Origin of the sequence: Xenorhabdus thailandensis (genome assembly GCF_037996785.1) — a bacterium.
Classification (GTDB): Bacteria; Pseudomonadota; Gammaproteobacteria; order Enterobacterales; family Enterobacteriaceae; genus Xenorhabdus; species Xenorhabdus griffiniae.
The window spans coordinates 207,790-230,052 of record NZ_JBBMXF010000004.1; the positions used below are offsets into that span (position 1 = coordinate 207,790).

General features: G+C 43.5%; 27 protein-coding genes and 2 pseudogenes. 22 read left to right on the forward strand and 7 right to left on the reverse strand.

Annotated features, from left to right (window positions below):
* The first annotated feature begins 10 nt into the window (after positions 1-10).
* The 6 genes from cbiK (at position 11) to cobT (ending at position 5,630) form a co-directional block, all read left to right on the forward strand.
* Positions 11-802: a sirohydrochlorin cobaltochelatase gene (gene cbiK / locus AAC853_RS01970; protein WP_273570462.1), complete on the forward strand. Its 792-nt coding sequence runs from the start codon at positions 11-13 to the stop codon at positions 800-802.
* Entirely contained in the window at positions 799-1,557 is a 759-nt protein-coding gene (locus tag AAC853_RS01975; RefSeq protein WP_340613536.1) for a cobalt-factor II C(20)-methyltransferase, read from the forward strand. The genes cbiK and AAC853_RS01975 overlap by 4 nt, the downstream gene beginning before the upstream one ends.
* A gap of 36 nt (positions 1,558-1,593) precedes the next feature.
* A complete protein-coding gene (locus tag AAC853_RS01980; RefSeq protein ID WP_273570464.1) occupies positions 1,594-3,144 on the forward strand; it encodes a cobyric acid synthase in 1,551 nt (516 codons plus the stop codon).
* Entirely contained in the window at positions 3,141-3,686 is a 546-nt protein-coding gene (gene cobU / locus AAC853_RS01985; protein ID WP_340613537.1) for a bifunctional adenosylcobinamide kinase/adenosylcobinamide-phosphate guanylyltransferase, read from the forward strand. Before AAC853_RS01980 ends, cobU begins: the two co-directional genes overlap by 4 nt.
* Positions 3,683-4,441 carry an adenosylcobinamide-GDP ribazoletransferase gene (gene cobS, locus AAC853_RS01990; protein ID WP_273570466.1) on the forward strand — a complete coding sequence of 253 codons (759 nt, stop codon included), beginning with the start codon at positions 3,683-3,685 and terminating at the stop codon, positions 4,439-4,441. Before cobU ends, cobS begins: the two co-directional genes overlap by 4 nt.
* Positions 4,442-4,556: 115 nt before the next feature.
* Positions 4,557-5,630 (forward strand): nicotinate-nucleotide--dimethylbenzimidazole phosphoribosyltransferase, encoded by a 1,074-nt coding sequence (gene cobT, locus AAC853_RS01995; RefSeq protein ID WP_340613538.1) that lies wholly within the window; start codon positions 4,557-4,559, stop codon positions 5,628-5,630.
* Between the two features lie 49 nt (positions 5,631-5,679).
* On the opposite strand, the gene AAC853_RS02000 is transcribed toward cobT, so the two are convergent.
* The gene (locus AAC853_RS02000) at positions 5,680-7,284 is read right to left on the reverse strand and encodes an AMP-binding protein (RefSeq protein ID WP_340613556.1); all 1,605 of its coding nucleotides are present in this window, start codon (positions 7,282-7,284) and stop codon (positions 5,680-5,682) included.
* Positions 7,285-7,741: 457 nt separating this feature from the next.
* Here AAC853_RS02000 and AAC853_RS02005 point away from each other — a divergent pair, with 457 nt between their 5' ends.
* Both AAC853_RS02005 and AAC853_RS02010 read left to right on the forward strand, forming a co-directional pair.
* Positions 7,742-8,491: an SDR family oxidoreductase gene (locus AAC853_RS02005; RefSeq protein ID WP_340613539.1), complete on the forward strand. Its 750-nt coding sequence runs from the start codon at positions 7,742-7,744 to the stop codon at positions 8,489-8,491.
* Between the two features lie 120 nt (positions 8,492-8,611).
* Complete coding sequence (locus AAC853_RS02010; RefSeq protein WP_340613540.1) at positions 8,612-9,280, forward strand: epoxyqueuosine reductase QueH; 669 nt, start codon at positions 8,612-8,614, stop codon at positions 9,278-9,280.
* A gap of 300 nt (positions 9,281-9,580) precedes the next feature.
* Here the strand turns inward: AAC853_RS02010 and AAC853_RS02015 are convergent, their stop codons facing one another.
* The gene (locus AAC853_RS02015; RefSeq protein ID WP_338884819.1) at positions 9,581-10,396 is read right to left on the reverse strand and encodes an AraC family transcriptional regulator; all 816 of its coding nucleotides are present in this window, start codon (positions 10,394-10,396) and stop codon (positions 9,581-9,583) included.
* Positions 10,397-11,446: 1,050 nt separating this feature from the next.
* Here AAC853_RS02015 and AAC853_RS02020 point away from each other — a divergent pair.
* A complete protein-coding gene (locus tag AAC853_RS02020) occupies positions 11,447-11,941 on the forward strand; it encodes a bactofilin family protein (RefSeq protein WP_340613541.1) in 495 nt (164 codons plus the stop codon).
* Positions 11,942-11,957: 16 nt separating this feature from the next.
* The gene (locus AAC853_RS02025; protein WP_340613542.1) at positions 11,958-12,506 is read left to right on the forward strand and encodes a GNAT family N-acetyltransferase; all 549 of its coding nucleotides are present in this window, start codon (positions 11,958-11,960) and stop codon (positions 12,504-12,506) included.
* A 71-nt stretch (positions 12,507-12,577) separates the two neighbouring features.
* On the opposite strand, the gene AAC853_RS02030 is transcribed toward AAC853_RS02025, so the two are convergent.
* Positions 12,578-13,198 (reverse strand): phage repressor protein CI, encoded by a 621-nt coding sequence (locus AAC853_RS02030; protein WP_422824163.1) that lies wholly within the window; start codon positions 13,196-13,198, stop codon positions 12,578-12,580.
* 685 nt (positions 13,199-13,883) lie between these two features.
* On the opposite strand from AAC853_RS02030, the gene AAC853_RS02035 reads away from it, so the two are divergent.
* The 10 genes from AAC853_RS02035 to AAC853_RS02080 all read left to right on the forward strand — a co-directional run bounded on the left by AAC853_RS02035 (position 13,884) and on the right by AAC853_RS02080 (position 19,787).
* Positions 13,884-14,123: a hypothetical protein gene (locus AAC853_RS02035; protein WP_338884824.1), complete on the forward strand. Its 240-nt coding sequence runs from the start codon at positions 13,884-13,886 to the stop codon at positions 14,121-14,123.
* A gap of 17 nt (positions 14,124-14,140) precedes the next feature.
* Positions 14,141-14,377 (forward strand): DinI-like family protein, encoded by a 237-nt coding sequence (locus AAC853_RS02040; RefSeq protein ID WP_338884826.1) that lies wholly within the window; start codon positions 14,141-14,143, stop codon positions 14,375-14,377.
* Positions 14,378-14,596: 219 nt separating this feature from the next.
* Positions 14,597-14,800 carry a tail protein X gene (locus AAC853_RS02045; RefSeq protein ID WP_340613543.1) on the forward strand — a complete coding sequence of 68 codons (204 nt, stop codon included), beginning with the start codon at positions 14,597-14,599 and terminating at the stop codon, positions 14,798-14,800.
* A gap of 57 nt (positions 14,801-14,857) precedes the next feature.
* Positions 14,858-15,340 (forward strand): lysis system i-spanin subunit Rz, encoded by a 483-nt coding sequence (locus AAC853_RS02050; protein ID WP_340613544.1) that lies wholly within the window; start codon positions 14,858-14,860, stop codon positions 15,338-15,340.
* A 154-nt stretch (positions 15,341-15,494) separates the two neighbouring features.
* Positions 15,495-16,130: a phage baseplate assembly protein V gene (locus tag AAC853_RS02055; protein ID WP_338884830.1), complete on the forward strand. Its 636-nt coding sequence runs from the start codon at positions 15,495-15,497 to the stop codon at positions 16,128-16,130.
* The gene (locus AAC853_RS02060; RefSeq protein WP_338884831.1) at positions 16,127-16,477 is read left to right on the forward strand and encodes a GPW/gp25 family protein; all 351 of its coding nucleotides are present in this window, start codon (positions 16,127-16,129) and stop codon (positions 16,475-16,477) included. The genes AAC853_RS02055 and AAC853_RS02060 overlap by 4 nt, the downstream gene beginning before the upstream one ends.
* Positions 16,478-16,488: 11 nt before the next feature.
* On the forward strand, positions 16,489-17,397 hold the full coding sequence (locus tag AAC853_RS02065; protein WP_340613545.1) for a baseplate assembly protein: 909 nt from the start codon (positions 16,489-16,491) through the stop codon (positions 17,395-17,397).
* Positions 17,390-17,998, forward strand: coding sequence for a phage tail protein I (locus tag AAC853_RS02070; protein WP_338884833.1), 609 nt, complete (start codon positions 17,390-17,392; stop codon positions 17,996-17,998). Before AAC853_RS02065 ends, AAC853_RS02070 begins: the two co-directional genes overlap by 8 nt.
* A complete protein-coding gene (locus AAC853_RS02075; protein WP_340613546.1) occupies positions 17,995-19,194 on the forward strand; it encodes a phage tail-collar fiber domain-containing protein in 1,200 nt (399 codons plus the stop codon). Before AAC853_RS02070 ends, AAC853_RS02075 begins: the two co-directional genes overlap by 4 nt.
* Positions 19,191-19,787 (forward strand): tail fiber assembly protein, encoded by a 597-nt coding sequence (locus AAC853_RS02080; protein WP_422824166.1) that lies wholly within the window; start codon positions 19,191-19,193, stop codon positions 19,785-19,787. Before AAC853_RS02075 ends, AAC853_RS02080 begins: the two co-directional genes overlap by 4 nt.
* 26 nt (positions 19,788-19,813) lie before the next feature.
* Here AAC853_RS02080 and AAC853_RS02085 read toward each other — a convergent pair whose 3' ends face one another.
* The 3 genes and pseudogenes from AAC853_RS02085 to AAC853_RS02090 all read right to left on the reverse strand — a co-directional run.
* A complete protein-coding gene (locus AAC853_RS02085; RefSeq protein WP_340613548.1) occupies positions 19,814-20,236 on the reverse strand; it encodes a tail fiber assembly protein in 423 nt (140 codons plus the stop codon).
* A 1-nt stretch (position 20,237) separates the two neighbouring features.
* Positions 20,238-20,528 carry a gp53-like domain-containing protein gene (locus AAC853_RS17755; protein WP_422824167.1) on the reverse strand — a complete coding sequence of 97 codons (291 nt, stop codon included), beginning with the start codon at positions 20,526-20,528 and terminating at the stop codon, positions 20,238-20,240.
* 45 nt (positions 20,529-20,573) lie between these two features.
* Positions 20,574-21,052, reverse strand: a pseudogene (locus AAC853_RS02090) (ISAs1 family transposase); the annotation flags it as partial.
* A gap of 95 nt (positions 21,053-21,147) precedes the next feature.
* Here AAC853_RS02090 and AAC853_RS02095 point away from each other — a divergent pair.
* Positions 21,148-21,342: pseudogene (locus AAC853_RS02095) on the forward strand (ATP-dependent Clp protease proteolytic subunit); the annotation flags it as partial.
* 56 nt (positions 21,343-21,398) lie between these two features.
* Here AAC853_RS02095 and AAC853_RS02100 read toward each other — a convergent pair.
* Complete coding sequence (locus AAC853_RS02100) at positions 21,399-21,932, reverse strand: TetR/AcrR family transcriptional regulator (RefSeq protein WP_340613549.1); 534 nt, start codon at positions 21,930-21,932, stop codon at positions 21,399-21,401.
* A 2-nt stretch (positions 21,933-21,934) separates the two neighbouring features.
* On the opposite strand from AAC853_RS02100, the gene AAC853_RS02105 reads away from it, so the two are divergent.
* Positions 21,935-22,263, forward strand: a 329-nt coding sequence (locus AAC853_RS02105; RefSeq protein WP_340613550.1) for an MFS transporter, incomplete at its 3' end; no start/stop codon positions are given.

Below are 22,263 nucleotides of genomic sequence, written 5' to 3' on the forward strand. Positions count from 1 at the left end.
GAAAAGCGAAATGAAAAAAGCATTATTGGTGATAAGTTTCGGAACCAGTTATCCCGAAACGCTGAAAAACAATATTGAAGCCTGTGAGCAGCAATTAGCCTCAGTGTTTCCAGATAGGGAACTATTTCGGGCCTTTACCTCTGGCATGATCATTCGCAAATTGCGTCAGCGCGATGGCATTCACATTGATACTCCCCACGATGCACTGACCAGATTGCATCACGCAGGTTATCACGATGTTGCTGTTCAATGCCTGCATATCATTAATGGCGATGAATATGAAAAAGTGCGGCGTGAGGTTGAGAAATTTCGCCCTCGTTTTAAGCGGTTGGTGCTGGGTACGCCTCTGCTTAGCCACTTTGATGACTATCTGCAATTGATGCGGGCACTGCGCCACCAGCTTCCGCGGTTGGCAGAGAATGAATGTGTCGTTTTTATGGGACACGGTACAACCCACCCGGCTTTTTCTGCCTACGCCTGTTTAGATCACCTGATGAGCCACTCCCATTTTCCGGCACGGGTAGGCGCGGTCGAAAGTTACCCCGAACTTCCTCTGATCATCAAAGGATTAAAAGAGCAAAAAATCCGCAAGGCTTATTTGATGCCATTGATGCTGGTGGCAGGCGATCATGCCACTAATGATATGGCTTCCAATGAAGACGACTCCTGGAAATCACAGTTGGAGGATGCGGGAATTGTTGCGATCCCCTGGTTACAGGGATTGGGAGAAAACCCAATGATTCGGCAGATGTTCGTCGATCACCTTGCCTATGCGCTTAATGATCAGGAGAAAGCCTTATGAACGAAACAGCAACAGCAGGAAAACTGTATGTTATGGGTGTTGGCCCAGGAGCCAGTGATCTGGTGACTGTACGGGCTGCGCGTATTCTTTCTGAGCTTGATGTGATCTATACCCCGACGGGAAAAAAAGGCACCAAAAGTCTCGCCCACTCCATCATTGAAGAATACCTTTCGCCGAACACTCACGTTTGCACTTATCACTTTTTAATGAAAGCCGACATGTCAGCAAAACAAGCAGTGTGGGATGAAGTGGCGCAAAATTTGAAAGAGGAAGTCGCGAATGGCAGGAAAGTCGGTTTTATCACTTTGGGCGATCCCATGCTGTTTAGTACATGGGTATTTCTTTTGCAGCGGTTGGTGCCGAAACAGATGACTTCTCCCTCATGGCTGGAAATTGTGCCAGGGATCACCTCATTTTCCGCTATTGCTGCCGCCAGTGCGATGCCACTGGCGATGGAGGATCAGACATTGGCTGTGATTGCCTGTACCGCTTCTGAAGCTGTCTTAGAGCAAGCATTACTCAATTACGATTGCATTGTCCTGATGAAAGTCTACTCGCGTTTTCCCCAGATCAGTGACCTGCTGCAACGTCATAATCTGTTAGAACATGCGTTGATGATGGCTGATGCGACTTTGCCGACTGAGCAATGTTGGCATAATCTCGCCACACTGTCCTTCAGCGAAAAAGAGAGGATGCAGGAATTATCATATTTTTCAACGATTTTGGTTAATAAAAACGGGCAGTTATCAAGGTAAGTAGTGAGGGTGGGTTAAAATACAGGAGAAAATAGAATGACATTATCGCTGATGGTTCAGGGAACGGCATCTGATGCAGGCAAAAGTGTGCTGGTAGCGGGATTTTGTCGGATATTTGCCCAAGATGGCTATCGCTGCACTCCCTTTAAATCACAGAATATGGCGCTTAATTCTGGGGTTACCGCAGACGGTAAAGAGATGGGACGAGCGCAGATATTTCAGGCGGAAGCAGCAGGGATTGCGCCGGATGTACGGATGAATCCTGTATTGTTAAAACCCACCAGCGATCGCAAGGCCCAGGTGGTTTTTATGGGGAAAGTGATGTGCAGCATGAATGCGGTGGAATATCACGAATATAAGCCGCAATTGCTCCAGCAGATTTTGATGGCATATAACGGGTTAGCGGCAGAAACGGATATCATGGTGTTAGAAGGGGCGGGCAGTCCGGCTGAGATCAATTTGCGTGATCGCGATATTGTTAATATGGGGATGGCTGAATTAGTGGATGCTCCAGTCATTTTGGTAGCAGATATTGATCGGGGTGGTGTATTTGCATCCATCTACGGCACATTAGCCTTGCTTAAACCTGCGGAAAAAGCGCGTATCAAGGGGGTGATCATCAATAAATTTCGCGGTGATATCGCCTTGTTGCAATCAGGCATCGATCAGATCGAAGCCTTGACACAAGTACCGATATTGGGGGTGTTGCCGTGGTTGGAGCTTGATCTGGAAGATGAAGACAGTGTCGCGTTACAGGTAGGTAAATATGATCGACAGCAACAAAAAACAGAAGACTGTCTGGATATTGCTGTCATCCAATACCCTCATATTGCCAATTTCACCGATTTCAATGCGCTGGCTGCTCAACCGGATGTGTTTTTGCATTATGTCTCCGAACCTTCTGAACTTCAGGAAGCCGACCTTATTATTCTTCCTGGCAGCAAGAATACATTGGCAGATTTGGCATGGTTGAAAAGCCAGGGTTTTGAGCAGGCAATTATCATAGCCCGTCAGAAAAATGTGCCGATTATCGGGATCTGCGGTGGTTATCAAATGTTAGGTAAGCAGATTGTGGATGGCGTGGAATCCGGCTTAACTCAAATGGCCGGATTAGGTTTATTGGATACACAAACCCACTTTGCCAATGAAAAACAGACCGCGCAGGTTGAGGGAGTAGTTATGCCTGCATTGTCGGGTATGCTGAAACTATGCAGCGAACAACCCATTGCGGGCTATGAAATCCATATGGGAACCACTCGGCTTGGCCAGCAGGCAACACCTTTTGCTCAAATACATTGGCGCAATAGTGGGGAAAAAAATGGATTTGAGGGTGCAGTTGCTCAAGATGGGTTGGTAATGGGCAGTTATCTGCATGGCCTGTTTGATCAAAACACGTTTACCCGCCCACTATTAAATCAATTGCGTATCAGAAAAGGCGACGTTCCACTGGAAAATGGAGCGTTTAATTACTTCCAGCACAAAGAAAAACAATTCAATAGATTGGCTGCCAGTATGCGTGAGCATCTGGATATCGCGCGGATTTATCAATTAATGCATGAACACACCTCTGGCGGAGTGATGCCATGATTTTGGTGACTGGCGGTGCTCGCAGTGGCAAGAGTAGCTATGCTGAACGCTTGCTCACTAAACAGTGCGAGCAAGTGTTATATATCGCGACGGCACAGGTCACAGATGAAGAGATGGCGGCGCGTATTAAGCGACATAAACAGGAACGTCCAGCACATTGGCGAACCTGGGAAGGTCATCAAAATTTAGGCTCTGTTATCCGCCAGCACCGCCAACCCCAAGAGGGCGTTATACTAGAGTGTGTTACCACACTAATTGCTAACTTGTTGTTTGACTTATCGGGTGGTGTATCACCTGATGAACTTGATTTCACCTCATTAGAGGTGATTATCCATCATCAGATTGATGACCTGATTGATGCTAGCTTGATGTGTCCGATGCCAGTATATTTGGTGACCAACGAGTTGGGGATGGGCATTACACCTGAAAATCGATTGGCACGCCATTTTGTCGATATTGCTGGACGTGCCAACCAAAAGTTGGCTCAAGCGGCTAAAGAAGTCTGGCTGATAGTTTCGGGCATTGGAGTCAAGATCAAATGAAACTGCATCTTTTTTGGGCCACACTACAGTTTATGACACGGCTTCCGATCCCCAAAAAGTGGGCGACAGGTGTCGATTTTCGTCAATATTGGCGTGGTGTGCCTTATTTTCCGTTGATTGGGTTCATTGTTGGTGGTCTGGCTGGGCTGGTATCACTTTCGATCAGCCAGTCGGGTGGGGGAATGTATATTGGTGCGATGGGTTATGTGTTGGCTTTGGTGTTATTGACGGGAGGCTTACATGTAGATGGACTGGCAGACACATGTGATGGGCTTTTTTCCTCCCGCCAGCGTAAAGAAATGCTGGAAATTATGCGCGATAGCCGACTTGGAACGTATGGTGGTGTTGGGTTAATTTTCTGTCTTGCCCTCAAAACATTCGCTGTTGTTGAATTATCTTATCATCCTCCCTTTTATTTACTTGCCTTGTTGACCTGTGCATCGATTGTCGGACGAACAGCCGTGGTGCTTTTAATGTATGCGCAACGTGACGCCCGTGAAGGCGAGGGAATGGGAAGCAGTTACGTTGGCCAAATTAGCTTCTCTGCAACTACGCTGACTTTGTTGGCTGGTATTGTATTGGTGATGGTGCTGGGGAATTGGCAAACTTTGTCGGCAATGATGGTGTCATTACTTGTGGTTTACGGGCTGGCTCTCTATTTCAATTATCGTCTTGGTGGACAAACGGGCGATACGCTGGGAGCTTCCATTGAGGTAGGGGAAGTTGTTTTTTTGCTGGCAATGATTTGGCAATAACGACCTATCAATGCTGTGTGGTCTTTTGCCTTCCAGCAAGGAGCCATCACCATGCGGAATTTACCACTTTGTACGTATTCAACGATTCGACAGAATGTCGGTTGGATGGATAAACATGACACTACAATCATTGATTGATGCGATCCAACCCTTGGATCGGGGAAATATGGAAAAAGCGGCACAGCACATTGACAGCCTAGTCAAGCCATTGGGAAGTTTGGGGCGTCTTGAAACGTTGGCGATACAATTATCGGGTATGCCAGGTATTGTTGGCCTACAAAATCTGCAAAAAGAGATTATCGTCATGTGTGCTGATCATGGTGTATATGACGAAGGTGTGGCTATTTCACCTAAAAACGTTACGGCCATACAGGCACGCAATATGTTGAAAGGATTAACAGGTGTTTGTGTGCTGGCGAAAAACAGTGGAACACATGTTTTGCCGGTGGATATTGGCATAGATTGTGATCCTATCGAACATATGTTGTCCCTTAAAATCGCACGGGGCTGCGGTAATATTGCCAAGGGGGCTGCGATGGATTATGGACACGCTGAAATGTTGTTGCTGGCAAGCGCACAATTGGTGCAACAGCGTATTGCAGCAGGAATAACGGTATTTGGTATTGGTGAGCTGGGAATTGCCAATACGACTGCGGCAGCCGCGGTTATCAGTGTCCTGACAGGCAATGATCCCTGTGATGTGGTTGGGTTAGGCGCTAACTTTCCTTCTGAGCGGCTGGCGTATAAACAATCCATTGTGCGGCAGGCTATTGCCATCAATCAGCCAGATCACAATAACGCCATTGATGTGTTGGCAAAAGTGGGAGGATTTGAACTTGTCGGCATGGCTGGTGTGATTCTGGGGGCAGCGGCTTCTGGTGTACCTGTGGTACTTGATGGTTTTTTGTCCTACGCATCAGCATTAGCCGCATGTCAACTATCTCCCATCGCACGGGAGTATTGCATCCCTTCCCATCTGTCGGCAGAAAAAGGTGCGGTATTGGCGCTACGATATTTGAATTTGCAACCCTACTTGCATTTAGATTTACGCCTTGGTGAGGGGAGTGGTGCGGCCATGGCGATGTCGCTGATTGATGCAGCCTGCTCGATGTATTGCCATATGGGGAAATTGGCAAGCAGTGGGATCAATTTACCGGCGTTAGAAAGGCCGCACGTAATAGCGCCGTAAATTAAGCCCAAGGGATTAATTTATCGTTATTCTCTTTATGCTGGCTATATTAGTCTTTGACACGTTTCCTCAATTGATCTTTTACCACTTTGCCATTGGCATTTCGCGGTAAAGTTAAAAAAGTATATCCTTTAGGGCGTTTATAGCGTGCTATTACCGTACAAATATAATCGTCTAATTCTTGCTCCGTGATTGTTGTATTTTCATCGAGTTCAATAAAAGCATGGGGGACTTCTCCCCAAAAGGGATCGGGTTTTGCCACAACAGCAACCGCTAATACACTTGGGTAACTGGATAAGGCATTTTCCAGTTCAAGGCTGGAAATATTCTCACCACCGGAAATAATGATATCTTTTTTCCTATCGATGATTTTGATATAGCCATCAGGATCGACGACGGCTAAATCACCCGTATAAAACCATTGGTTAGTGACCTCCGGTGTAACATGGCGTACAGGATCATAAGCTGCTACGATATTACCGCGGATTGCGATCTCACCGATGGTTTTGCCATCAAAAGGCACTGCTAAGTTATTTTCGTCAATAACGCTCACCTGACCTTGCAAATTAGAGACAATTCCCTGACGCATCCGTTTTAAGACTTTTTCTGATTTTGGCAGTGATTGCCATTCATGCTTGTTTTCACAAACAACCACAGGGCCATAAGTTTCGGTTAATCCATAAACATGCGTTGCATTGATACCGACTTCGTCCAGCAATGAAAACATCATTTCTGTCGGTGGGGCACCAGCAATCAGGCCATAAACACGACCATTAAAATGCTTTTTATGCTTTTGCGTTATCTTGCCTAAAGAGTAGTGAATAATCGGGGCACCACAATAATGGGTAACGTGATGTTCCTGGATCAGTTGCATTGCTTCTTCTGCATCAAATTTTCTGATACAGATGTGTGTGCCCGCCCGTGCCGCAACTGTCCAGGGGAAACACCAACCATTACAGTGAAACATGGGAAGAGTCCATAAAAAGATGGGACGTTTAGGCATGTCCCAATCCAGGATATTGGAAATAGCATTTAAAAATGCCCCACGGTGAGAATACACAACCAGTTTTGGTTGCCCGCTGGTGCCCGAAGTGCAATTGATACTAATAGTGGCTTGTTCGTCAATTTGGATAAATGAGAGTGACTTTGATGAGTGTTCGGTTACCAGTGATTCGTAAGCGATAAATTCATGGCCGGCAGGGGATATAGGAATCGCTAAATTATTTTCACCAACAATAATTATCTTAATTGGATTATTGAAAGAGACATTATTTAATAGCGAAAGATAGTTTTTGTCGATAAATAATATCTTGGGATGCAATTTTTCAAAAACAAAATTTAATGTGGCTGCATCTGTTCGGGTGCTCAAGGCATTAAGAATACCGCCGGATAAAGGAACAGCAAAATGTAACTCAAGCAATTCATGGATATTGGGTAAAATAGCCGAGACTACGCTCCCTTTATCTACTCCCAATTGTTGGAGAGAGATAGCAATCCTTTCACAGCGATTGGCATATTGGTGCCAGGTCCAACGTTGTTTGCCATCAATAATGGCAATATCACTACCATTGCTTAATACAGCCCTTTTAAGAAATAAAATCGGTGATAATGCTGTACCGGTATATTCATGTAAGAATGAATTATTGAGAATCATACTTTTCACCCCATCTCATTATCGTTAATAAAATGTTACGTACTTTAAAAGTAATCTCTGGCAGAAGAATAAGCAATATCGGAAAAATTTAAGGAGGGGGTTTTATTTCAATTTTTCATGTAAATAATGCGGCCTTATTTTATGTTTTTTAATATGCAGCTTTCATTAATTAAACCTGATAAAGTTACGGTTTAAAAATAAATTGAATAATTCTATTTTATACCAATCTAACTTCAAGGTGCGTGTGATATCTCCCCGCTTCGCGGGGAAATATCAGGTTTAATATAATGTTGTCAATTGTAATGCGTATATACGCGTTACCTTTCAATTTACTCATTATAAGACAACATAACTCATTGTTTCTCCCCGCGAAGCGGGGAGAAACAATGTGCATCTTGAAGTGAAATAGGTATAGATAATAAAAAAACGCTCACTACTAAATATAAAAGGAAAAGCTATGTTCGATTTAGCGGGAAAAATTGCTTTCATTTCAGGCGGCACCAAAGGTATTGGCACGGGCATTGCCAAGGTATTGAAGCAAGCGGGAGCTGTTACTATTATTTCCGGCACTGATGAGCTGAGAGGAAAAGCTATTGCCAAAGCGCTGGAGGTGGATTTCATTCCCCTTGATGTGACTGATCAAGCAGCATGTAAAAACGTGATTTCCCAGATTGTTGAAAAGTACGGTAGGCTCGATATTCTTTGTTCCAATGCAGGTATTTTTCCACAGCATTATCTGAAAGATATGACTGCGGCGGATTGGGATTTAGTGCACACGGTCAACCTTAAAGGGACATTTTTCCTGGTACAGGCGGCATTGAATGTCATGGAAAAGCAGCGTTACGGGCGCGTTGTTATCACGTCATCAATAACGGGAGAAATAACAGGCATTCAGGGTTACAGCCACTATGGTGCCAGTAAGGCGGGGCAACTCGGGTTTATGCGCAGTGCCGCGTTGGAATACGCGGGACAAGGCATCACTATTAATGCGGTTATGCCAGGCATGATCATGACGGAAGGTTTAAAGTCATTTGGTGATGAGTTCCTCAGTTATGCGAAAGAGATCACGCCAATGCGGGCTTTGGGTTCGCCAGAAGATATTGGCTATGCTGCCTGTTTCCTGGCTTCCGATGAAGCGAAATATATTACCGGACAAACGATAGTCGTTGATGGTGGGCAAGTTTTACCAGAAGTACCGGAGGCTTGATCCTTTTACAAAGATTGTCGTAAGCCAGTAGAAGAAGGTAAAATGTCTACCCAGTAAACACAAGGAAGGGGATTTGTTCTCTTCCTGATTTTTTATTGTCTGAATCAGGTAAGAAATATTATGTCACTGAATTATGAGCGTAAACCTCTTCCATTGCCAAATGGGAACAAGAAAGTGCTGCTGCACTCATGTTGTGCACCATGTTCTGGGGAAGTGATGGAAGCAATGTTGGCTTCAGGGATTGATTTCACAATATTTTTCTATAACCCGAATATTCATCCCCTGAAAGAATACGAGTTGCGCAAAGATGAAAATATCCGTTTTGCGCAGGAGATGGGTATTCCTTTTATCGACGCCGATTACGATCGTGATAATTGGTTTGAACGCGCGAAAGGAATGGAAAATGAACCTGAACGCGGTATTCGTTGTACAATGTGTTTCGATATGCGTTTCGAACGAACAGCGCTTTATGCCCACGAACATGGTTTTCCAGTGATTACCAGCTCACTCGGGATTTCACGCTGGAAAAATATGCAGCAAATCAATGAATGTGGAGTTCGTGCCGCTTCCCGTTACCCTGACTTAATGTATTGGGAATATAATTGGCGCAAAGGGGGCGGATCTGCCCGTATGATAGAAATCAGTAAACGAGAAGAGTTCTATCAGCAGGAATATTGTGGCTGTATTTACTCGTTGCGGGATACTAATCGTCATCGCCTGGCTATCGGCCGTGAAAGAATTAAATTAGGTACGGTCTTTTATAGTGCGGATAGCAAGAAAAAAGAATAAAAAAGCCTGCGCGGAAGCAGGCCAAAGATACGGCAAATATAAAAATCCCTGGTGGTGACTTAGAGCTTAGTCGGATTAGCCCTAAACAGTAATGAGTCACCATGACTATATGTGATATGAGATACCGCCGTCCAATGGATTGCACAGATCAATTAGAGGAGATTGATCGATAAAAACGATCATAATCTCTTCGCCTAGTTGGGATTGCGGCTTTTCAGTTTGATCTAAACAAGTTTATATCAAACTGGAAGGCCTTGATTTATGGAATATCACACTAACGATTCGTTATTAAATGAATCGCTAATCTTTGCCGTATCTGGAGCGATTAGGTGTACAACCAAAACGTCGGCGATAGCTTTGAGTGAAATAGGACTGACTGGAAAAACCCGATTCCAGTGAAATATCGGCGATACTCATTTCGCTATTGAGTAATAATTGATGTGCATAAAGAATGCGTTGTTCACTAATCCAGGCCTTGGGGGAAGTGCCATAGACACTGTTAAAAAGCTCCTTAAAAGAAGTTAACCCCATACCAAATTCACGTGCGAAGTCATTTAATTTCCATTCTTTGAGATAGTGAGCTTTCATAAATGTTTGCAGGCGTTCTACCTGACGGTTGCTTAATTTCCGTAGAATAGACATGAGTAGTGTCCCCTGCTTACCCAAGGAAAGCAGTAACAATAACTCTTCAACTCTCAGTTGAACCAAAGCTGGAGGGGAATCATGCGTCAGTAAGTTCGTCAGCCCGCGAATACTTTCCGTTAACAAGGGGGATTGGTTAAAAGGAATCAACCTAGAAGCAGGAAACTCCTGTCGCCCTAACTGACTTAATAATGATCCGAAACGTTGTAAAAAACTACGTAAAAACTCCATGTGTAACGGTAACCATAATAGTTGGCAACTTTCTGTATTGGTTTTAGCTGCATAACTTCCGGGGTGGGTAAAAAGGATTTCATTTGCTTTAATGTGATAAGTGTTTATACAATCTTTCCATACCATTTCGCCATCAAGTAAAATATATAGCCCTCTTTGTTTATGTTCCAGGATATTGAAATCTGGCATAGTTAATTGGATCGTGCAAATATTCTTTTGATTTAAGCCCGTCGTCCTTTTCATCTAATACTCCTAATTTTCCGTATCGTGAGTAATCATTTTTTGATGAGTGCATGAAGTATTTTTTTATTATTAAATATCTACTGTCATTATATAACTAAATGAATTTTTGTGTTAGATTTAAATGTGATTTTTTTGTGGTCAAAAATAATTTTTCGATTTTTTACCTTGTTTTTATTAATGCTTTTGTGGTTTTTTTAAGGTTTTGTTAATGTAGATAATTAATCGATAGATGATTTTAAAAACGTAATCTGATTCATTATTCAAATAGACATTGATATTGAAATAAAAATTAATATTTAAAAAATATAAATTATTGTTGATCTATTTAGTTTGAAAATGGAATGTTAACCCATTTAGTTATAATTGCATATTTATATATTAAGTAAATATAAACCAAATAGCTATTGAGTATAGCGTGTTTTTATGAACTCAAATATGATGCATCATTATTAATACTTTTTATGTGTTGTTGATAAGTTGTGAATTTATACGCATTAAACTTCAAGTTGCCATTTACGACACTATATGAAACTTGATATCCCTCCAGCGAAGCTGGGAGATATCACACGCATCTTGAAGTTAGATTGGTATATATGGTTTATATATATGAAATAAGAAATTAAATTTATATTTATGGATTGTTATTATTTAATAAATGTGAAAAAATTATAGAAAATCAGAGGATTAAACTAAAATAGAAGTTTTATCCGTGTAATAACGCTATAAATCCCTCTGTTATAGCTTCGTAGATTGTTTTTTATACTTATACAATGGTAGGATGTTCTTCCACAGCCTGTTTCTGTTACCTGCTAAGGCATATGTATAGATATATTTTGCTGATGAAATATAAGAAAAAACCACAAAAACGAGAACAATATGACAATGTATCGTTTTTCAGATAATGCTTTTTTATGCAGTGTATGGCTCCTTTGGGGAATTGCATTGGGACTATATCTGTATGGTGCGCATTTTAGTTGCACTATGACAGCAATTTTATCTTTTTTAGCCTTAGTGTTTTACTTTATGAAAATGAAATTGAGAATAAACGCTATGTTTGGAAAAAAAACAACCGAGGCAGCAACTGCCAGTTCTGCGACACCTGCTATGGGCATCAAGCCTGAAGAGAAAAAATTACCTGAAGCCGAGATCCGCCCTAATACCATTATTGCAAAAGACACTGTTTTCAAAGGGGATGTCGAAATGGAAGGAGATATCCAGATCTGGGGTAAAGTGGTTGGCAATATTCGTGTAAAAGGTGGTGCCATTCGGATTATGCATGCCGGCAAAGTAGAAGGTGAGCTGAATGCACCCGAAATTATCATTGATGGTCATGTTGAAGGCACGTGCTGTGCGGAAACATTAGATATTCTTGAACATGGCGAGTTACGGGGCATTAGCCGTTGCGGCAGTATGTCAATTCGACGCGACGGGTTGTTTTTTGGTCAATCTGAACAGGTTGATAATAAGAAAAAACCAGAAATGGAACGAGTGATTTCCATTAGAGAAAATCAAGGTGACAAGCCAAAAGCGAAAAATAACGCTTGATAATCAAGGAGGCGTTGTGGTTGTCGAATTGGAAACAGAAAGATTGCGGCTCCGTGCCTGGAAAGCCGAGGACAGAGAACCCTTCTTTCGCTTAAGTAGCAACCCCGACGTAATGGAATTTTTTCCTGACATACTGACTAAAGCGCAGAGCAATATTTTTATTGATAATTGTATCCACAAGTTTGAAACGCAGGGTGGTTGGGGATTATGGGCGGTTGAATTAAAACAGAATGGTGAATTTATCGGCTCTGTAGGACTGAATGTCCCGAACATCAAATTTCCATTCTCACCTTTTGTTGAAATCGGCTGGCGTCTGGACAAGCCATTTTGGGGAAAAGGCTATACGTGTGAAGCCGCCCGCAGAATTTTTGACTTTGCATTTACAGAAATCGGATTGGAGGAAGTTGTTGCTTTTACGACAGTTTCTAATTATCGCTCGGAAAATGTCATGAAAAAATTGGGTATGGTTAGGGATGAAAAAACATTTCTTCACCCTGGGTTAGAAGAAAACCATCCATTAAGGGAGCATGTTCTGTATCGGTTTCAGCGTTCAGATTTTGTATGAAAATGGTTGAATGCCATCAAGGTTATCCTCATGACTATAACCTTGATGGCAACTGTTTTATGTCAGATTATTTATTGTCTGGATATGACCAGAGCGACGCGGCCAATAAATTTGATATCGCTGATTGCACAATCAAAAGTAACGTTGCTATCGCTGACCCGAATCTTGCTGATTGGGATTTTGACAATCTTTTTGATACTGTGCATACCTTCAATATCCACCAGCCATAAACCATCTTGAATATTGCCTTCTTGCGTATCTAGCAGATACCATGAGGCACCATCATCAACAACCAGTGGATTTTTGAGTTCCTTGGAAATCAACTCGCTGTCCAAGATCACAGGGCTAATTTCATTGAGTTTACCGCCCGATAATTTTACACGAGAGATGGATGGGGCAATGATATTTTCCAACCGTTCCGCTTTTTTGCCGCTTTCTCCATCTGGGAACATTTCTCCTTGACCCGTGCTCAGCCACAGCAGTGAAGCGCCAGTTTCGAGATTGCACTGGATGATCCAATCCGCAGGGAAACTATCACGAAGGTAGCGGTTTGCCATCGTGCTTTTGGAAACGCCCAAATGGTCACTTAGGGCCTGACGTGATTTAAATCCATATGCGCGGACAAGACGTTCAATAGCAGGTCTTCCCCCACTATCGGTCCCCATTTTTATCTCAATATTGGTATTTTTCATTGATAGTACAGATAAGAGCTATTGATATCCCGCCTAATTTCTCGATACAAGATCTTCGGTGAGCCCAGATTGGTTAAGATGAAAACCATTGAGAGATATTGCATCATGAACGCCCAAATTTCAATCTTTATGCCTATATCGAAGTATTTCGGAAATGCCATTGAGGATAGATTGAGAGTTTGAAATGAAGAGAATGTTGGAAATAGCGGGGAATTTTGAGGAAAGTCTTGTAGAAAAATATTGATGGAAAATATGGCGAATATACGGTGTCCTCTCCATGATAATGAATTCAACATCTTACCTAAGAGGAAAAACAAACGATTAATCATACGTACATTTTTCAAGTACTCTGATTTGGAAAATGAAAAATGGAGTTGTTTATGGCAACGCGAATCTTGCTCAGATATTGCTCATCACAATGGTGTAGTTGTCAAATTTTGAGTTCGAGTTAGGTCAATAAGTGTACGAATGAACAGGGTAAGTAGAAAGATAAAGTATTCGATAAATCATAGAATTATCATAGTAGAAAAATAAATTAAATTAGTAAATGTTTCTGTTAAAACAACAGATAATAGTTATTAACTATCAAATTTAATTATTAAAACAGTTAAAAATTACTTCAAATTTAGATTTATTGCATGTACTGTATGTATATACAGTTTCTTATGTGGAGGCAGGTAGATCAGTGGAATCTCTTATAGAATCATTGGTAGCGCAACGTATCAATTTCATTGCTAGAATGGCAACAAGTTGCGAATGTAATCATGCGGAAGACAAAGAGCTGGCACTGGTTTGGATAGCAGAGCTATCTGCACCTTATGAAAAAAGGTTTAACAGTTACCAGGGTAAACAGGAAAACAATCTGTTAGGTAATGAAGAGAACGGTAATAAAACGTTAAGGAATTATGAGCACATAGAAGAATAGATTTGGAGGAGAAAAAAATGCGAATAGAAATACTTTTCGATAAACGAACTAATATTTCTGAGCCAGTCATATCTTCATTAGAAAGTGAACTAAAAAAAAGAATATTACCACACTATCCTGATACAAATTTTAGAATTGGAATTAGCAGCAGCACCTCCGTAAGAGTGACAGGGACTAAAAAAAGCAGTGAACACGATCACATGATGGAACTCATTCAAGAGGTTTGGGAGGATGATAGTTGGTTATCTGATTAGCACTGATAAGGATCAACTCCGTCCTACGAAGAGAAATTCATTGTAATAAGAAATAAATCAAGGGCAGGAAACCCTTTTCTACTCTTGATTTATTTGGATTGAATTTCCTTTATTTGTACTACTTACCTAACAATCCCACCGCATTGAAGCATTTCGCTAATTATTTGATCATAACTCTCCGATTTACTAACTGGTTTCTGCAAAGAAAAAGGAGAGTGTATGCAAGTTATCGCACAGCAAAATGAGACCGTAGATGCCATTTGCTGGCGTCATTATGGTCACACATTGGGGATGACTGAGCGTGTGTTACAGGCAAATCCTGGATTAGCGGATTGTGGGGCAGTACTGCCGCATGGAACGAAAGTTGAAATGCCGGAATTTATACCTGCTGCCAGTAAACCTATTATCCAGCTTTGGGATTGAAGAGGAGACTGAACTGGTTTGTTGGGAATTAATACAATAAAAAAGGTGCCGTTAATTATGAGCTTGGTTATTGGTGGGAGTCTTGGCTGGTGGGGACATCGCACCCTGTTTCTCAGCGAAGTGGCGGATTTAAAACAGCAACAGGCTGAGCAGCTTGTTGCTATCAACCAACAAGCCCATTCAGAAACGTTGGCAGCTATTCAGCAAATGAAAGATGCACAAAATCGGGCTGCACAATTGGATGAATATTATTCAGGAAAATTAGCTCATGCTTCCGAAGAAAATGCGGCTTTGCGTGCTGACATTGTTGCTGGTCATCGGCGGGTGCAAATCGCCGCCGCTAACCTTGCTACCTGTCAGCTCACCCAAAACCGAGATACCAGCCCCCGCAGCATGGGCGATGGAACCCAAGTCGAACTCACTGCAAAAGCTGGACGTGCTATTTACGATATCCGAACCGGCATCATCAAAGATCAAGCCAAATTAGACTATTTACAACAGTATGTACGGGATGTTGTTCAACAATGTAAATCAGAATGATTACACCTTAGCAATGCTGTTTTTAAGGCCTTCTTTTTCCAAAGGAGGTCTTTTTATTTAATTGATTTAAAAAGGTTTTTATACTGGATTTGTATGCTGTTTCCTACAAATTCAGTTTAATGTCCAACCTGCTATTTCATGGCATTCTTACGTCATGAACACACAACTCACTGAACTGATGCGCTTATTGCGCAACCTGATCCGAACCGGCGTTATTACCCAAGTGGATACCGCAAAGGGAATGTGCCGCGTCGCGACAGGTAATCTTGAAACCAACTGGCTGCACTGGTTGACATCTAGAGCGGGAAACTCCCGCACATGGTGGGCGCCCAGTGTTGGTGAGCAGGTTTTATTACTGTCCATAGGCGGAGATCTGACCACCGCCTTTGTATTGCCAGCGATTTTTTCAGATGAATTTCCGGCGCCATCAACATCACCTGAAGCGACGTATATCAAGTTTCCGGATGGTGCTGTGATGGAGTATGAACCGCAATCTGGTGCATTGACTGTGATTGGCATCAAAACCGCAACAGTGACTGCGTTGGATTCCGTCCATATTACCGCGCCGGAAATCACCTGTGTCGCCAGCACCCGAATTACGCTGGATACACCGGAGGTCATCTGTACGCAGCTAATGAGCACAGGCAATTTGATTGTGCGCAACGGCGGCAAAATGGCAGGCAATATTGAACACACCGGAGGCACTTTCAGTTCCAATGGCGTGGTCGTGGATTCCCATAAACACACCGGCATCAGGTCAGGCGGTGACACATCAGGAGGCCCCGTATGATGTACTTGGGAATGAATCGGCAGACGGGACGAGAGCTGACAGATTTGGCACATATCCGGCAATCCGTCAGCGATATTTTATTAACCCCTGTGGGCAGCCGTATCGCACGTCGTACTTACGGCTCTTTGCTGTCAGAGCTGATTGACTGGCCGCAAAATGCAGCGCTCCGGCTTCAGGTTATGGCGGCCAGCTATACCGCAATCAGCCGTTGGGAGCCACGCGTGATACTGACCTCCATTACGATGGAAACCAGACAGGACGGCAAAATGGTGGTGGATATTACAGGTAGTTATCATCAATCCGCCAAGGAATTTTCACTTTCTATTCCGGTGAGCCATTCCCGGTGAGGTAATAAATCATGCCAACAATCGATTTAAGCCAGTTGCCACCACCGGATGTGGTGGAGCCACTGGATTACGAACAACTGCTGGAAGAGCGTAAAAAAGGCTTGATCTCGCTCTATCCAGAAGATCAGCAAGACGCCATTGCACGTACTTTGCAACTGGAATCTGAACCTTTGGTCAAGTTGTTGGAAGAGAACGTTTATCGTGAGCTGCTCTTGCGTCAACGGGTTAACGAAGCAGCGCGGGCGGTGATGGTGGCCTATTCAACAGGCAGCGATTTGGATCAGTTGGGGGCGAACAACAACGTATCCCGTATGGTTCTGCATCCTGCGGATAATTCTACCGTGCCACCGACACCAGCAGTGATGGAATCTGACAACGATTACCGCGTGCGTATCCCACAAGCTTTTGAAGGTTTGAGTGTTGCCGGTCCAGTCGGCGCGTATGAATACCATGCACGCAGTGCGGATGGTCGTGTCGCTGACGCTTCGGCAATCAGCCCGTCGCCAGCGAATGTCACTGTGACTATTATGTCGCGGGAAGACAAGGGTATTGCTTCCAAAGAGTTGCTGGAAATAGTCGAAAAAACGCTAAACGATGAAAACGTGCGTCCAGTGGCGGATCGTCTGAAAGTCCAGTCAGCAAACATTGTGGAATATGAAATTGATGCGGTGTTGTACATTTTCCCTACACCAGAATCAGAACCTATCTACAAGGCAGCAAAACAGCGACTGAAACATTATGTTGAAGCACAGCATCGTTTGGGGCGTGACATTCGTTTGTCAGCGATTTATGCCGCACTGCATGTGGAAGGTGTCCAGCGCGTGGAATTGAAGGCACCGTTAAAAGACGTAGTACTGGATAAAACGCAGGCATCTTACTGCACTAAAACTACCCTGACGATGGGAGGTTCGGATGAGTGATCGCCTTCTGCCGATAGGCTCGACTCAGTTAGAACTTGCAGCGGCCAAAGCCTGCGCTGAATTGCAGAAGGTCAAGGTTCCGTTACGCGAGTTGTGGGATCCGGATACTTGTCCGGCATCACTACTGCCTTATCTGGCTTGGGCGTGGTCAGTTGATCGCTGGGATGAACGTTGGCCTGAAAGTATCAAAAGGGAAGTGATAAAAAGCTCCCTATTCTTGCATAAACATAAAGGAACGATTGGTGCGATTCGGCGAGTTGTCGAGCCATTGGGTTATCTCATCCGCGTAAAAGAGTGGTGGCAAACCAACGATGCTCCGGGCACTTTCCGGCTGGATATCGGTGTATTGGAAAATGGAATTACCCATGAAATGTTCGAAGAGTTGGAAAACCTGATTTTCGATGCTAAGCCAGTGAGCCGACATTTGATTGGATTGGACATCAACCTAGATACACGTGGTGAATATCACTACTCAGCGGCGACTTACAGTGGTGACGAACTGACGATTTACCCTTATTTCCCGGAACAAATAACAATATCCAGCTCAGAAGTTGTGGGCGCGGGTGTACATATTATTGATGACATGAGGATTAGAGCATGAGTACCAAATATTTTGCGCTACTGACGCAATTAGGTGCAGATAAGTTAGCAAATGCTGCGGCCTTGGGTACTAAAATTGAAATTACCCATATGGCTGTTGGTGATGGTGATGGCAGCTTGCCGACGCCAGATACTAAACAAACCAAATTGATTAATGAAAAACGTCGTGCAGCGATTAATACGCTGAGCATTGATCCGAAAAACACTAACCAAATCATTGCGGAACAGGTTATTCCTGAAAACGAAGGCGGTTGGTGGATCCGTGAAATCGGCTTGTATGACAAAGATGGCATTCTGATTGCTGTAGGTAACTGTGCAGAAACCTATAAACCACAATTACAGGAAGGCTCCGGTCGTACACAGACTATCCGTATGATCTTGATTGTCAGCAGCGCTGATGCAGTGACTCTGAAAGTTGACCCGTCTGTGATTTTGGCTACGCGTGAGTATGTGGACGATTCTATTAAGAAACATGCAAACAGCCGTAACCATCCTGATGCGACGCTGAAAGAAAAGGGATTTGTGATCCTAAGTAGCGCGGTGGATAGCAATAGCGAAATTCATGCGGCAACACCAAAATCGGTAAAGACAGCTTATGATTTGGCTAATGTGGCGAATAATAATGCCAATACTCGTCTGGAAAAAAACAAGAACGGTGCGGATATTCCAGATAAACAGGCGTTTGTGAAAAACCTCGGTTTAGCGTCAGGCTCAGCCGTACCCGTTGGTGTGCCGATTCCGTGGCCGTTAGCAACGCCGCCGGCTGGGTGGATGAAATGTAATGGCGCTACGTTTACGGCTGCTCAATACCCCGAACTGGCACGGGTATACCCCGCACTACGATTACCGGATTTACGCGGGGAATTTATTCGTGGGTGGGATGATGGCAGAAATGTTGATATCAGACGCGCCCTCCTCAGCGCGCAAAATTTTGCGATGCAAGACCATTACCACGCGCTACCGACAACCACAGGTTCCGCTGTAGATGTGGCTGAACGTGGGATTACAACAGCATTTAACGATTCCAAATCGAATAATTTTGCCATCCCTGTTGATGCGTCAGTGGGCAATAATTTTGGGTTGTGGAATATGAACACATTCCGAACATATAGTGCGAGCGTTCACGGTGGTTTTTCTACTGCGAACGAAACTCGCCCACGTAATGTCGCATTTAACTACATTGTGAGAGCCGCATAATGACTGCAAAATTAGACAAAAATAATATTGCCACTGTCGCGGGTAATATTACTGTTTTCAACTATCACAGCGAGACGCGGGAATATATTTCCTCATCGGTTGAATTTTTACCTATAGGTGTTGGTGTCCCCGCGCATTCCTGTATTGATGCACCGGATGCCCCCAAACAGGGTTATGCTATTTGCCGCTCACAGGATTTGTCCGCGTGGGAGTACGTCGCAGATCACCGCGGCGAAACTGTTTACAGTATTGAAACAGGTGCCGCACAGGTGATTACAGCACTCGGTGATTATCCGTCGAAAACAACACCAGAGGCACCCGCAACACCATTTGACAACTGGAATGGCAAACAGTGGGTGACAGATACTCAGGCGCAACACCAGCATGAACAGCAACAGGCGGGATCCCGGAAACGACAATTGTTAGATACAGCCATCGCCAAAATTGATATTTATCAGGACGCCGTCGATCTCGATATGGCCACCGACACCGAAAAATCCGCATTAACTGCCTGGCGCAAATATCGGGTGCTGCTCAATCGGGTGGATTGCGCTACTGCACCCGATATCGTATGGCCGGAACAGCCGAAATGAGTATAGGGGCTACGTGCCCCTGATTGTTATTCTGGCGCTTTAGGCCAGTCAATGTTGGGTGCAGCCGAACAGTCTACACGGTTTAATAATACGGTATATTTTTTCCATTCGGTCAGTGCCGATAGCTCTGTGTCCGTTGCCATGTTGAGATCGACAGCATATTGTAGTGGAGCGATTGAGTTTGCGGCCTGAGACATTAGGTATTGTTTTTGCCGTTCTGCCTGTTGCTGCAATTCTGCCTGTGTTGGCGGTGGAATATCAACCCAGCATGGCAGACCGCGAGTATCGACACCCCGCTGTTTTCCGGCAACAGATTGACTGAATTCAAAAACTAATTCATCAGCAACGGGGATCACATCGTCTGGCAGTGTACCCGCCGCGTTATATTCCGCTAACCATGAAACCGGATAAAAACTCAGTGTGGAACGACTAAACAAATATTTTTTCATATCAATATCCAATCGCTATGTAGTCAAACGTATCGTCGGCACCTGCGGCAGATTTGGCTGTAAATCCCAAACGGGACATATCAGCAAAACCAACTGCGTGCGGAATTTTTGTGGGTGTAAATGCGGGTTCGCGCTGTCCTGTTGCGATCGCAATAACGCCGGTTGGGAATTGATACGGAAATAATGTTTTAATTCCCGTTGATGTAGAACTCCCCGCTACCGCGATACCCCACTGCAAAACCATACCGTTGGGGAATTTTTGATAATTGTTACCTGATTCAAAAAACGACATATCAGGAATTTGGTTGATTCTGTTCCCGATGGTTCGATAGACCGCATCCGCCAAACCGAGTAATTTAGGGATCGCAGTGATTTCATTGGACTTTTTGTCTGTCTTCAATTGCCCCATCACAACGCCATTCTGGGTGGCAAACGCACTTACATCGACTGCCGATCCTTGCCGTGATAAGTTCCCCGCAATGTTTTCCCGTCAATGGCGATAATTTCCCCTTCAGAACGTTCATTAATCCCTTGAACCCACTGGATAAAACAGTGCTGAAACTCAACAGGATTGAGACGAGAAATAAGTCGAGCGATAGAATCATGTCCCGGTATTCCATTCGGGAAAAGTGATTTTTTTTGATACCAGTCCAGATACGTTTCGCCGAAATCTTCAATATCTTCCCATCCTTCCGCGCCGGCGATGATGGATGTAATTGCCAGAAAAAGGATATCAAACAAAGGATAACTGATCTTAGACGACTGGCGAGGGTCTGTTAACGTACTGAAATATTGAGAAAAGGCATTGATGCTCATGAGAATACTTCCTAAAAAAAGAAGGATGAGATGATGTTTTTTCTTATCCGTCAACCCTAAATTTTGTTAACAAAAAATTCACGCTCTCACCCTGCGCCTCAGACATCGAAATCGAAGCCAAAGAAATAATAAAAATTCGTAACCGGATAAACCGGCTGATCAGTAAAGCAACCTATCAATCCTTTGATAAGGTCGCAAAAGATACCGATCAGAATTACTGGATGGAGCCAGAAGAAGCCCGTGATTACGGTATTGTTGGGCAGATCATTCATCATTGGGATGAATTATAATAACGACTCTTTGGGTTTACTTTTATCAGGTTGCAATATTTCTGGTATCAATTAATTCAAGAAGGTATTGCAGCCATTGCCGGCTCAATCAAACTCATAAGTTCTTCTTTTGACACACCATCACGTGACTGCAATGAAATAGCCTGCATAATCCCAAAAAAATATGATGCCAATTTTCCAGCATTGGTATCATTGGGTAACTCACCATCCTTTACCCCTTTTTCTATCCGACTATGAATCAACGCTAGTGTGTTTTTACGCACAGTTTTAAGATAAGCATGAACATCCTCATTTTCTTGAGAATTGTTAATAACTCCTAAAATAAGCAAACATCCACCAGCTCGGTTCGAAGTCGCCACATCGATAGAGCGTTCTAACATTACTCGCACACCTTCCCTTACATCAACAGCCTCATTAAGACTGTCCATCACTTTAGCCCCGACTGTTTTAATGTAGAGTTCAACCGCTGCATAAAAGGCTTTTTTCTTACTGCCAAACGCCGAATAGAAACTCGGTGGATTGATATTCATCGCAACCGTGAGATCAACAAGTTGTGTACCTTCATAACCTTTATTCCAAAACAGCTCCAATAGTGGGCAATATCGTAGTAGGTAAACTCACAGATCGCCATACCATCGCAGTCTTAACCATCGGCTTAATTTCTCTTACCCTATTTCTCCTGCTCTTTGGCTTGTTTGCTGATAACAAATCACTTGCAGCCTTATCCCTAATTGGTATCGGATTAGTTGGAGTAACGATGAACCCGGCTATGGTCACTCGAGTTATGCGAACAGCTAATGGTCGCCCACTGGTTAATACAATTCACACCTCCGTGATAACACTTGGTGTGGTCATCGGCTCTTTTCTTGGTGGATTGTGTATTGATTTAGGCTGGGGATTACGAGCTCCATTATGGGTTGG